The sequence below is a fragment of the Flavobacterium sp. P1_E4 genome, from assembly GCF_056405915.1.
This window is the reverse complement of record NZ_JBFUBE010000004.1, coordinates 140501-153677: the sequence shown is the minus strand read 5'-3', so window position 1 is coordinate 153677 and position 13177 is coordinate 140501. Positions and strand designations below refer to the sequence as shown.

7 protein-coding genes are annotated in these 13177 nt (G+C 34.9%); 2 read left to right on the top strand and 5 right to left on the bottom strand.

Annotation, left to right across the window (positions count from 1 at the left end; genetic code table 11):
• The first annotated feature begins 129 nt into the window (after positions 1-129).
• Both AC1DY0_RS05990 and tamL read left to right on the top strand, forming a co-directional pair.
• Entirely contained in the window at positions 130-5193 is a 5064-nt protein-coding gene (locus tag AC1DY0_RS05990; protein ID WP_477187730.1) for a translocation/assembly module TamB domain-containing protein, read from the top strand.
• On the top strand, positions 5183-7477 hold the full coding sequence (gene tamL, locus AC1DY0_RS05985) for a translocation and assembly module lipoprotein TamL (protein WP_477187729.1): 2295 nt from the start codon (positions 5183-5185) through the stop codon (positions 7475-7477). Before AC1DY0_RS05990 ends, tamL begins: the two co-directional genes overlap by 11 nt.
• A gap of 439 nt (positions 7478-7916) precedes the next feature.
• Here the strand turns inward: tamL and AC1DY0_RS05980 are convergent, their stop codons facing one another.
• From AC1DY0_RS05980 to AC1DY0_RS05960, 5 genes are all read right to left on the bottom strand, one after another.
• Positions 7917-9680, bottom strand: coding sequence for an aromatic amino acid hydroxylase (locus AC1DY0_RS05980; protein WP_477187728.1), 1764 nt, complete (start codon positions 9678-9680; stop codon positions 7917-7919).
• Between the two features lie 227 nt (positions 9681-9907).
• Entirely contained in the window at positions 9908-10300 is a 393-nt protein-coding gene (locus AC1DY0_RS05975; protein WP_477187727.1) for a group III truncated hemoglobin, read from the bottom strand.
• Positions 10301-10381: 81 nt separating this feature from the next.
• Positions 10382-11626: a threonine ammonia-lyase IlvA gene (gene ilvA, locus AC1DY0_RS05970; RefSeq protein ID WP_477187726.1), complete on the bottom strand. Its 1245-nt coding sequence runs from the start codon at positions 11624-11626 to the stop codon at positions 10382-10384.
• Between the two features lie 31 nt (positions 11627-11657).
• Positions 11658-12179, bottom strand: coding sequence for an ACT domain-containing protein (locus AC1DY0_RS05965; RefSeq protein WP_477187725.1), 522 nt, complete (start codon positions 12177-12179; stop codon positions 11658-11660).
• 335 nt (positions 12180-12514) lie between these two features.
• Positions 12515-13078, bottom strand: a complete 564-nt coding sequence (locus AC1DY0_RS05960; RefSeq protein WP_477187724.1) for a DUF4136 domain-containing protein — start codon at positions 13076-13078, stop codon at positions 12515-12517.
• Between the last annotated feature and the right edge of the window lie 99 nt (positions 13079-13177).

Here is a 13177-nt window from a genome sequence, read left to right as displayed (position 1 = left end):
CTGAAACATATTACAGGAATTGTATAACTTATTAAATTATAGTTATTGCATATTTGTAGATTCAGAAATTCCTAAATACAGGGTAGGAATAGTCAAAATTTAAGCGCATTTATTTACAAAGATTTTTATATGAACAAAAAACTAAATTCTTTTGTAAAAAAAGCACTGCGTATTATGCTTTGGAGTGCTGTTACAATTGTGATTTTTTTGTTGTTCATTATAATATTGATTCAAGTTCCGGCCATTCAGAATTTTACTAAGGATAAAGCACTCACTTATCTCAATGACAAACTTAAAACTAAAAGTTCCCTAGATAGGATTGCAATTAGTTTCCCAAAAACTATAATCCTCGAAGGTTTTTATTTTGAAGATCAACATAAAGACACTTTATTGAGTGGAAAACGGTTGGAGATTGATATCGATTTGTTTAAAATCATCAATCATAAAATAGAAATAAACTCCATTGAACTTGAAAACACAACTGCCAATATATCCCGAAATAAAGATTCTGTTTTTAACTTCGATTATATAATTAAGGCATTTGCTTCTACCGAACCAAAAGATCCAAACAGTGAACCCTATGTTATATCAGTTGTTGATGTGGATTTAAAGAACATCAAGTTTAAATTCAAAGACGATTTATCAAAGAATGACATAAAAGTAAAACTTGGTGATTTCAGCACAAAATTCAAAGAATTTGATTTAGACAAAATGGATTTCAATATTCCATACATTGATTTGAATGGATTGAATGTGGTCTTAAATCAGGATCTAGTTGAGAAAATCGCCAAAGTCTCAGTTAAAACAATTGATACTATTTCCAAAAGAAGCGATTTTAATTTGGAACTAAAAAAAATCACATTGTCTAAAATTAATATTGCTTATGACAATAAAGATTCCAAAATGAATTCCAAACTGACTTTGGGAAAACTAAAACTTTTGGTAAATGATTTGGATATAAAAAATCAGATACTTGATTTTGATACATTTGAAGTCAAAAATCTAAAGGGAAATCTACTGCTTGGTAAAAAAGAAAAGCAAATAAAAACACCCAATTTAGACACCATTGCAATTCCCGAAAAAGGTTGGAAAATGAAATTGAAATCTTTGGACTTGCAAAACATTGCTTTCAAGTTTGATGATATGGAATCTCCCGGAATTGCAAATGGAATGGATTACAGTCATCTTGATTTGAATGGGCTTAACGTCAAAGCTGGACATATTTATTTTGCAAATGACACTATTTCGGGACGTGTGAAATCTTTAGCAGTGAATGAAAAAAGCGGACTGAAAATTCAGCAACTTAAAACACAGTTTTTTTATGGACCAAAGGAATCCTATCTGAATGATTTATATTTAAGAACTCCTCAAACAGAATTGAAAGATAAAATAAAAGTGAACTATCAATCGCTTGCCAGTCTTTCAAAAAATATAGGGGATTTGTCGGTTGATGCGAATTTGAGTCAGTCAAGAATTGGTTTTAAGGATGTTTTGCTTTTTGCCCCACAACTTCGAAAAACGAATCCTTTTCAATCGAATCCGGATGCCATTTTATATATCAATTCCCGTGTAAATGGTATGGTAAAAGACTTGAACATTCCTTATTTTCAGATGCAGGGAATTGGTAATACGAAAGTCTCTGTTTCGGGTAAAATCAAAGGACTACCCAATTACGAAAAAGCTTTTTTTGATTTGGATATAAAAAACATAACGTCCTCTTCACGTGACGTAATTTCTTTTGCTCCTGAAGGATCACTTCCCAAAACGATTCGGCTTCCAGAACAATTTGATGCTAGCGGAAAATTCAAAGGTTCCATCAATAATTTTAAAACTAAATTGGTATTAAACAGCAGTTATGGCAAGGCCAATGTGGATGCATTGTTTGATAACAGAATTAAGAACAGTGAAAAGTATGATGCGACAATTGCTTTTATGGATTTCAATCTTGGAAGACTTATTAAGAATGATTCCTTGGGGAAAATCACGGGAAATGCCAAAGTTAAAGGGCAAGGACTGAATCCTAAAACGGCAAATGCTCAGCTCGTAGCCATTGTAAAAAAAGCGAATTTCAATAAATATGCGTACTCTAACATCGCTTTGAAAGGTACGATTACCAAAGGAAATTTTGATGTAAAAGCCGACAGTAAAGATCCAAATCTAAAATTCAAATTGGATGCAAATGGTGGTTTCAAAGATAAATATCCGGCTGTAAAATTAAATCTGAACCTTGACATCGCCGATTTGGAAAAACTGAATCTGCACGCCGGCCCGTTGAAACTTCGAGGAAACGTTATTGCCGATATTGCCAACAGTAATCCCGATTATTTGAACGGAGAAATTGTAGCTTCTAATGTTCAAATTTTGCAGGATACAGAACCGATTGTTTTAGATAAGGTTAAAATTATTGCTTTTTCAGATAATCAAAAAAATAATATAAAAATAAGCTCTCAATTTATTAAAGCTGAAATTGACGGTAAATACAAACTGACCACACTTTCGGATGCAATTCTAAATTCATTGTCAAAATATATAAATGTTCAGACTGCGAAATACAAACCCAATTCGGAGAAACAACAATTTACCTTTACTATTGCTGTTCAAAATGACCCTATTTTATATAAATTGATTCCAAAGTTGACAGGACTGGAACCTTTAAACATTTCTGGAAAATACAATAGTGTAGGGGATACATTGGAAATAAAAGGAACAATTCCGAAAATTATTTATGCCAATAATACAATATCCGACGGAAAAATAAATGTCGAAACCAAGAATAATGTCTTAGAATATCAAGTTTCTGTAGGGACGATTGAAGGCGGGCAATTTAAAATTCCGTTGACAAGTTTGTCGGGAAAAGCCGAAAACAATATCCTTTCGTGTGCTTTGCAGGTAAAAGATAAAGACAAAAAAGACCAATATTTTATTGCAGGTGAATTGCGTCACGAAGATTCAAAAAATGTAATTAAACTGAATGCGGAAAACTTGGTTTTGAATTATGATAAATGGAATATAAATCCGGAAAATGCAATTGAATTCGGAGGCCAAAGACTTTATATCAATAAATTTTATTTGGATAATTCGGGCAACGAACTTAAGATTCAATCTCAAGAGAATCATGATAATTCACCACTTCACGTTGATTTTGTAAATTTCAAAATGGAGACAATTTTGAATATGGTGAAGAAAGAAAATTTGGGAGTGCAGGGTTCAATAAATGGTTCTGTCGTATTCGAAAACGTGATGACAAACCCCATTTTTACTTCGGATTTGACCATTGATAAGTTTGTCTTTGGAGGAGAAGCTGTTGGAAATATCGGTTTAAAAGTGGATAACAAAACGGCAAATATTCTTTCGGTAAATATGACCCTTTCCGGTGAAGGCAACGATCTCGCCCTTTTGGGAACATATAGGGTTGACAGCGAAAACTTCGACCTTAATTTGGATGTAAATCAATTAAATGTCAAAAGTATTCAAGGGTTTTCGTTTGGAAACATAACCGATGGTAAAGGTTCATTGTCAGGGCAATTTAAGATTACCGGAAATATTTCGGAACCAAAAGTAAATGGAGAATTGTTATTTAAAGACGCCGGATTCCGAATAACAAAGCTCAATTCTTATTTTAGCGTAAATGATGAAAAAATCGCTTTGCGAAACGAAGAAATTACATTCGACAACTTTTCGATTTATGATGAAAATGGAAATGAATTGGGAGTAAACGGTAAAATGACAACGCAAAATTTTAGGGATTTTAATTTTGATTTAGCCGTAAAAGCGGATGATTTTAGGGCAATACATTCTAAAGTTACCGATAATGATTTGTTTTACGGCGATCTTTTTTTGGATACCAAATTAAAGATTGGAGGAACGCTTGACAACCCTGTAGTCAATGGAAATATTGAAATAAATGACGAAACAAAATTCACGGTTGTACTGCCACAAACCGATCCTTCTATTGTTGACAGGGAAGGAATTGTGGAGTTTGTAGATGAAGATAATCTGTATTTAAAACAAACGGTTGAATTGCAGAAAGAACTGAATCAATCGAAATTAATTGGAATGGATGTGTCGGTTGCCATTACTATTGATAAGGAAGCCGAATTTACGTTGGTGATTGATAAAGGAAATGGTGATTATCTGAATTTAAAAGGGGAAGCCGAACTTACTGCAGGAGTTGACCCTTCCGGAAAAACTACGCTTACAGGTAAATATGAGTTTGATAGTGGTTCTTATGAAATGAATTTCAATATGATTAGACGAAAATTTGATATTCAGAAAGGCAGTTATATTATTTGGAATGGGGAGCCAACGATGGCTACTATGAATATTACGGCAGTATATAAAGTCAATACAGCACCATTGGATTTGCTAAGCGATCAACTTGGAGCAGTAACTCCCGAGGTTAGAAACTCATACAAACAAAAAATACCATTTCAGACTTTATTGAAAATGAATGGCGAATTGCTAAAACCTGAAATTACTTTTGATATTGTTTTACCTGACGGGAATTATGATGTTTCGTCGGATATTGTAAGCGCATCCCAAACAAAATTGGAACAGCTGAGACAAGATCCGTCAGAATTAAACAAACAGGTATTTGCCTTGTTATTGCTAAATAGATTCGTAGGCGAGAATCCTTTTTCCAGTGAAAGCGGAAGCACAAGTGCTGAATATCTTGCGAGACAAAGTGCCAGTAAAATACTTTCGCAACAATTAAACGATCTCGCTGGAGATTTAATTGCTGGCGTTCAATTAGAATTCGATTTAGAGTCGACCGAAGATTACACTTCAGGGGCGAAAGAGACTAGAACCGATTTGAATGTAGCGGTTTCAAAGAAACTTTTGAATGACCGATTAAAAGTTACCGTAGGAAGCAGTTTTGGTGTCGAAGGAGAAGAACGGGCCAATGAAGATGCGTCCAATATTGCAGGTGATGCTTCTTTAGAATACCAATTGAGTAAAGATGGAAGATACATGATTCGGGCGTATAGAAAAAACGAATACCAAGTTGCGATTCAAGGCGAAATTGTAGAAACAGGCGTTGTCTTTATCATCACAATGGAATACAACAAATTCAAAGAGCTTTTTAAACGAAGCGCCAAAGAAATTGAGATAACGAAAAAGGAACAACTTCGTAAAGAAAAAAAGAGATTAGAGAAAGAGAAGCAAAAAGCGAAAGTATCTTATGCAAAGTAAACATTCAAAATATCTTTTAATCCTGTGCTCATTCTTCATTTTAGGATGCGGTAATGCCAAGTATTTGCCTGAAGGTGATTTGCTTTATACAGGCGGTTCCGTAAAAGTTGAGGATTCAATTATAAAAAGAAAGGACAGGAAAGCATTAGAAACTGAATTGAAAAATCTTTTACGCCCCAATCCTAACAAACAAATATTGGGACTAAGACCAAAATTATTAATTTATAATTTGGCAGGAAAACCCACAAAAGATAAAGGTTTCCAGTATTGGTTAAGTACCAAAGTGGGAGAACCACCCGTTTTATTCAGCAAAGTGGATTTAGAGTATAATGCTTCTGTCTTACGGAATTATACCGAAAACAGAGGCTATTTTAAAACAAAAGTACAGTCAGATTCTACTAGACATGGAAAAAAAGCCACAGCAGAATATACCGTTTGGCCTTCAAAACAATACAAAATTAAAAATGTTTCCTTTCCTGATGATTCCACTGCTTTGGGAAAATCGATTGCTAGAACTCAAAGGAGAACCCTTTTGATTCCGGGTAATCCTTATGATTTGGAAGTTATAAAATTGGAACGCGAACGCATCGATGCCAGATTAAAAGAAAAAGGATATTACTTCTTTAATCCTGATTATATTTTGGCTCAAGTAGATAGTTCCAAAGGTGATCACGAAGTCAGCATTAGACTGAAAATAAAAGAAGAAACGCCATCCAAAGCGAGAAAACCCTATACCATAAATGAAATCATTGTTTATCCGAATTATTCAATTCTGACGGATAGTATTGCCTATAAAAAGGAAGATATTGTACAGTACAAAGATTTTACGATTATTGATTCTGCCAAGACTTTTAATCCAAGAGTTTTTGACCGCACTTTGTATTTTAAAAAAGGCGATTTGTACAACAGAAAAAATCATAACCTTTCCTTAAACAGGTTTGTGAATTTAGGGACTTTTAAGTTTGTAAAAAATGAATTTAAAGTGGATGATTCAATTCCAGACGCCTTAAATGCCTATTATTATCTGACGTTGTTACCCAAAAAGTTCCTTCGTTTTGAAGTAGGAGCCAGTACCAATTCGGCTGGATATACAGGAACTGAAGCAAAAGTTAATTGGAACAACAGAAACTTTTTTGGCGGTGCCGAATTGTTTACGCTTTCCTTATTTGGAGGTATTGATTTTCAGGTTTCGGGTCAGAATGGAGGACACGATATTTATACTTTTGGTGGAGAAGCCAGTTTGATTTGGCCTCGATTAGTGGCTCCTTTTAAATGGCAAAATTCGAGCGAATTTGTTCCCAGAACAAAAGTGCTTCTCCGTTATGAACGCCAAAGCAAAGCCGATCAGTATACTTTGAATTCTTTCAAAACTTCTTTCGGCTATTTGTGGAAAGAGAGCGTCAGAGCAGAACACGAATTGAAAGTGTTGGAAATTAATTATGTAAGTCCAAAAGACGTAACGGATTCATATCTAGAAGAAATTAAGACAAATCCATCATTGGGAAAAGTAATTGAAAAGCAATTGATTTTTGGACCTACCTATTCGTATACTTTTACCAATACGATGCAAAAAAGAAAGAAACATACCGTTTATTTCAATGGTGAATTGGATTTAGCGGGGAATATTACAGGCTTGCTAATGGGAGCAAATGCCAAAAAAGGCGATACCATCAAGTTCTTTGATGTGCCTTTCAGCCAATTTGTAAAAGTCAAAGGAGATTTCAGACATTACTTAAAGCTCGGTGAAAATAGCAAGTTAGCCACTAGATTTATTGCGGGTGCTGGATATGCCTATGGGAACAATACTGTGATGCCATCCTCCAGGCAGTTTGTAGCCGGTGGCCCCAATAGTCTCCGGGCCTTTCGATCACAATCAGTAGGGCCGGGAAGTTATAAAAATCCAAATCCAAATCCTGATTTTTTGCCAGATGAGACAGGAGATATAAAATTAGAATTCAATACCGAATATAGAACCAAATTATTCAGTATCGTAAACGGAGCACTGTTTTTGGATGCGGGAAATATTTGGCTTTTAAATGAAGATAAAAACAAACCCGGTGGTCAGATATCAAAAGATTTTATGAAAGAAATAGCAGTCGGAGTGGGAGCAGGACTGCGTTTTGATTTTTCTTTTTTAATCCTGCGAACCGATCTCGCTTTTCCAATCAGACAGCCTTATTTGATTAACGGAAGTAATTGGGTGATTGATGCTGTCGATTTTGGAAGCGGATCTTGGAGGAAAGATAATTTAATGCTTAATATTGCTATTGGTTATCCTTTTTAATGACTATCCTCTGTGTTTTATTATGAATTTTTGGAGCAGAATGATTAGGCTTTTTAGGGAAACATCGTCCCGCTTTCCATTTCAATCTTATAAGCCGAACCCCGGCACAAAAGGATTTTTACTTCAATCGGGGCTCTAAGGGGAAAGATATTGCCATTTTTGCAATTAGACTACTGTGTAAACTGTGTCATAGCGGGAAACGAAGCAACCTCACTATCTATTCCGAAAAGTAAACGCAACACCTATACCCAATATTGTCATCCCGAGGAACGAGGGATCTCCGCAATACTATTCGACAAAGAGGCTCATTTTTTACTTAGATTGCGGAGATCCCTCGTTCCTCGGGATGACAAGTTTGCGGGTAGTTGGGATGTTAAAAAAAACACGAATTACAGTTTCCATAATTCGTGCTAATTCGTGCAATTCGTGTTTTATAATTCTAATGTGTAGTTTCTTCGTTCTCAAAAATCAACTCCAAACCATTCGAAATTAATTTCTCGATTTCAGGACGTTGTTTTTTAAGGTTTTCCAAATGCAAAAGTATTTGTTGCATTAAATTTGTTTCATTTCGAGTATTTAAAAGCTCAATCAATTCCACAGAAAGTAACCAATCATTTGGGTGACTATTTTGAAGTTTTTCAAAAATAGGTTCCAATGAAGCTGTTGTGTCATTCGATTCGCGAATGCTTCTTACGGTTTGGTACAATACTTCCAGATCGTCTCTTTCGGCAGTTTGTTTGGCTTTAATGGTTTTGCTCGAAGGAACGTGCGAAATCAAATTAAAACTGCTTACATCGGCTGGCCCAGAAAAAGCCGAAACAAGTTTTTTGCCCACGGCCATATCATAATTCCCCCATTCTGGTTTGAATAAAATAGTGTCTCCGTGTGTAACCGTACAGTTTTTGAAACAAATTAAGATAATCTCTCCATGTAGATTCCTTTTTCCGGTAATGATTTCTCCAACGACTTTTATATCACCTTCAAATTCCAGAGTGGCAGTTTGTCCTTCATAAACGCCATATGCTTTTAAGTCACGTGGACTCATATCTTCAATGGCTAGATTAATACCTTTTAGTTTTCCTATTGGACTACCAAAACCTTCCGGATGTGTAATCGTTCCGTGACCAACCAATTCTTTTTCGCGATATGATAAAGCAGTTTCACCTGTGGTTTGAAAGTAAATTGGTTTTCCTTCCTGTTCGATAACATTCGTGAAAACTCCCGAAATCTGTAAGCCAGTACTCATTTCAATAGTTCCCAATGCTTTCGAATGGATTAGTTTTTTAATGCCTGACAATCCTCCTGTACGCAAAGCCATAGTATTGGCAAACTCTTCCAATATCAAACTCAAATAAGCAAAATCTGGAGTTACATAAAGTTGCGGTTGTAATTTGGTAATATCAAAACTTTGGTGAACTGCTGAAAAATCATAAGGGATTTTCTTTACATTATCTGTCATACACCAAGCGCTTTCGCCAATGGATGACAATAAACCGGCTCCGTAAATTTTAGGGTTTTCCAATGTACCTATTAAACCATATTCAACTGTCCACCAATGCAGGTTTCGGATTTGGGCCATTTCTGATAATTCACCCATATTGTTTTGAAGGTCCTCAACTGCTTTTTCGGCTGCTTCAATTTCGGCTTGTGGTGTGCCTTCCGCTTCTTTCAAAATAGAAAGTAACCGAATGGCCTCATACATTTCGTAATCTTTATGCGAAGAAATGGCTTTACAACCTATTTCGCCAAAACGACGCAGGTATTCTGCATATTCTGGATTCGCAATGATAGGGGCGTGGCCGGCACCTTCGTGAATAATATCCGGTGCGGGAGTGTATTCAATATGTTCGAGCTGGCGAATGTCTGATGCAATTACCAAAACATTATACGCTTGAAATTCCATAAAGGCATTTGGTGGGATAAAGCCATCAACTGCCACAGCAGCCCAGCCAATTTCGGTAAGTATGCGGTTCATACCATACATGCTCGGAATGTTGTCTACTTCAATACCCGTTTTTTTCAATCCTTCAAGATAGGAACTGTGAGCTACCTTAGAGAGATAATTCACGTTTTTACGCATTACATAACGCCAAACTGCTTGATTAATTGGAGTGTAATCGCTGTAATCCTGAGCTTTGATAAACTGTTTTAAATGTTTAGGCAATCGTTCTAATAGTGGATTGCTTTCTATTTTTTTGTTCATAACGAAATCGATGTAGTTTATATGCAAAAGTACAATTTAAAGAAGCTAAAAGGAAGCTTTGTAATAGAAATTATTTTTCCACTTCTTCAAATCTTTTTATTGGTTTTATTAGTGCAACAAATGCAATATAATGGTTTTAAAAAATAAATTACCGCAGATTCACTGATTGTATTGTTTTATAATCTGTGAATCTGCGGTAGTTTTCTAATTACTTTTTGTTTCTGTTTTTACAAAAGCGGATGCTTCGCTTCATGTCTGAAATACTCAATTTTGTGATGGAACATTTCTGCCATCATTTTGCCTCTGAGTTTGGCTTCATCAGCATTTTTACCTGTAAATATACTATCCACAGTTTTAGTAAAAATCTCCATCCAGCGGTTAAAATGTTCTTTCTCGACAGGAAGTTGTTTGTGAGGTGGAAAAGGACTTCCGGAATAGGTGTGTTCTTCCAGTAGAATAGTTTGCCAAAAGCGGTACATTTTCTCTAAATGTTCTGGCCAGCGGTCGCCTATTTTTTCATTGAAAATAGATCCTATCAATTCGTCTTTTCTCACATTCGAGTAGAATGTATCTACCATTAATTTGATGTCTTCTATGTTTGTTATGTCTTTATTTGTCATTGTTTTTTTGAATAAAATAGTCTACCCAAAGGTAGATTATAATTAGAAAATCGACTAAAAAAGAACTGTTAATTTATCCTGTTATCCTATCAATTGGGTAAATAGATCATGTCTTTCGTTGAGGTATTGGTATTCGAATCCTTTGGCATTCATGTTGGTTTTTATGGCATGAATATCATTTGGATTCTTTAATTCCAAACCAACCACAACCGATCCTACTTCACGACTATTCTTTTTTGCAAACTGAAAATAAGTAATGTCATCATCTGGGCCCAAGATGTCGTTTACAAATTCCTTCAATGCTCCGGGACGTTGTGGAAACTGAATCATGAAATAATGCATCAATCCTTCATAAAGCAAGGAGCGTTCTTTTATTTCGGCAGTTCTTTCGATGTCATTGTTGCTACCGCTGACAATGCAGACAACTGTCTTCCCTTTTATTTCTTCCTTGTAAAAATCTAAGGCTGCTATCGTTAATGCTCCAGCAGGTTCTACTACCATGGCTTCTTCATTGTACAATCGCAATATAGTAGTGCATACTTTTCCTTCGGGGACCAGTATAATGTCGTCTAAGTTTTTTTGGCAAATGTCAAAAGTCAGATCGCCCACTTGCTTTACAGCGGCTCCATCTACAAATTTATCGATGGTGTCCAGCGGAGTATTTTTGTGGTTGGCAATTGAAGTTTTCATCGAAGGAGCGCCTAGAGGTTCTACTCCAATGATTTTAGTATTAGGACTTAATTGTTTGAATACGGTCGAAAGTCCTGATGCCAGTCCACCACCGCCTATGGGTACAAATACATAATCAATAGGTTCTTTGTAAGTGTCAAGGATTTCTAATCCAACAGTGCCTTGGCCTGCTATCACTTCTAAGTCATCAAAAGGATGAATGAAGGCTTTGCTGTTTTGTGTGGCGTCAGCTATTGATTTTGCATAAGCGTCATCAAATGTATCGCCAGTCAAAACAATTTCTACATATTTTTTTCCAAACAATTGAACTTGTTTTACTTTTTGCTTGGGTGTCGTTTTTGGCATATAAATTTTGCCCATTATTTTTAAAAGATGACAAGAAAAAGCAACGCCTTGCGCATGATTTCCAGCGCTGGCACAGACAATTCCATTTTCTTTTTCGGTATCCGTTAAGGAACTTATTTTGTTATAAGCTCCTCTTATTTTGTAGGATCGAACGACTTGCAGGTCTTCACGTTTTAGCAAAATATTTGCCCCAAATTCCTCCGATAAATTTAAGTTTTCAATCAGGGGAGTAGAAGGAACTACATTTTTAAGTTGTTTTTGCGCCTGTTGTACGGCTTTAAATAAAGTCATTTTTTTAGTATTTGGAATTTAAAACTCTTAATTAAAAGAAATTCATTGGTTCTAATTCAGTTATTTTTGTAGCTAATTGTTGGATTATTTCTTTGTGCGTTTTACTAGTATAAAGGCAATAGCCAGTTTCCTGAATAATTGGAAAGGCATTGATAATTGATGCGACTTGTTTTTCTTTTTCTTCCGAAAAAGTATTTAAATTTTGGTTGTCAGGAACCGCTTTTTCATTTTTATAGGAAGAAAATTTCTTTATGGCGGTTTCATCTGAATTTGGAAACTTTAATAGTAGAATTTGGTGAGTAGAAAGCTCAGCTTCAGTCTGTAAATAACATTTAAAAACTTCAATAACTTTTTCCATTTGATACACTATGTTTTGAACTGCTGCTTCTGTTTCAATAAGCGTAATCGTAAAACGATATAAATTTACTGTTTTACAAAAAACTACTAAGAAGCTGTTTATGTTTATTTTTCTTCGAGTCAAAATAAGGGCTACTTTATTGATTAATCCTTCCTGTTTTTCGCTAAAAAGTGTTATTGTGAATTCTTGTTGCATAGCTGAATAGTTTGTTTTTGTTTAAAAAAAAAAGCCTTCCTCGATTTGAATTGAGAAAGGCTTTATTAGAAAATAGAATCCTGACTCGTCATAAAAAACGAATAATGATAATTACTATAATGATAATTGTTGCTGAATTTTTCATGTTTTTCTAAAATAAAAAACCTCCCGATGTGGGAGGTTTCATAAATGTATATTGATTACTTATTTATATAACACCTCGCTATAATTATCGAATGATAATTATAATAATGAGAATGATGATGTTAATTAAGTTTTTCATTTTTTATTGCTTAGACTGTAAATGTATTCATTTTAGTGAATTGAACAATAAATTATTTTTTCTTTTCTTTATTTTCCTTTGTTTCGGGTTTTGCAGGAGGATATTGTGCCAAAATTTGGGTTACAATATCATTAACTATCGCATCTTTTTCTGCCATGTCTTTAGAAAGGGTTCCAGTACCCTCACCTTGCCAGATTAGTTCTTTCTTTTTGGCGTCGATAAGGTCAATGTATAATGTGCCTTCAGTAGATGAACTCACATAAGTTTGTCCTCCATACATATAAGGATTCCAGCCATAACCCCAACCGTAACCCCATCCAGCATTGAATTGGTTTACGCTGATTTCTTCTCGAGATTTGGTAAAAATATTAACTAATAAATCGGGAGTTTCACTTTTGGTAAATCCTTTGGCCTGTAATTGTTGGTCGATGGCATTCAGTATTCTTTTTTTGTCCAAATCAGAAATTTCGACTTTGTCAATTCCGGATTTCATAAAAGCAAAAGTTTTGTATTGTGTAAAATCAACTGATCTGTCATAATCAGAATATACTTTTACAGTGTCGCATGAGGAAACGATGAAAAGTAGTAATAAGGGCAGGAGCTTAAATGTTTTCATGTGTTATGTGATTAATGTTGAATTAAATTTAGCGCAAAAATCGTACCAATTTGGTTACTCTAAGGTAGTTAAAAAAAATGATTTTTCAAAGATCTCTAC

Excerpts from the sequence above, each read along its gene's own strand:
- AC1DY0_RS05990 (WP_477187730.1), top strand. The coding sequence starts at position 130 with ATGAACAAAAAACTAAATTCTTTTGTAAAAAAAGCACTGCGTATTATG.
- tamL (WP_477187729.1), top strand. The coding sequence starts at position 5,183 with ATGCAAAGTAAACATTCAAAATATCTTTTAATCCTGTGCTCATTCTTC.
- AC1DY0_RS05980 (WP_477187728.1), bottom strand. The coding sequence starts at position 9,680 with ATGAACAAAAAAATAGAAAGCAATCCACTATTAGAACGATTGCCTAAA.
- AC1DY0_RS05975 (WP_477187727.1), bottom strand. The coding sequence starts at position 10,300 with ATGACAAATAAAGACATAACAAACATAGAAGACATCAAATTAATGGTA.
- ilvA (WP_477187726.1), bottom strand. The coding sequence starts at position 11,626 with ATGACTTTATTTAAAGCCGTACAACAGGCGCAAAAACAACTTAAAAAT.
- AC1DY0_RS05965 (WP_477187725.1), bottom strand. The coding sequence starts at position 12,179 with ATGCAACAAGAATTCACAATAACACTTTTTAGCGAAAAACAGGAAGGA.
- AC1DY0_RS05960 (WP_477187724.1), bottom strand. The coding sequence starts at position 13,078 with ATGAAAACATTTAAGCTCCTGCCCTTATTACTACTTTTCATCGTTTCC.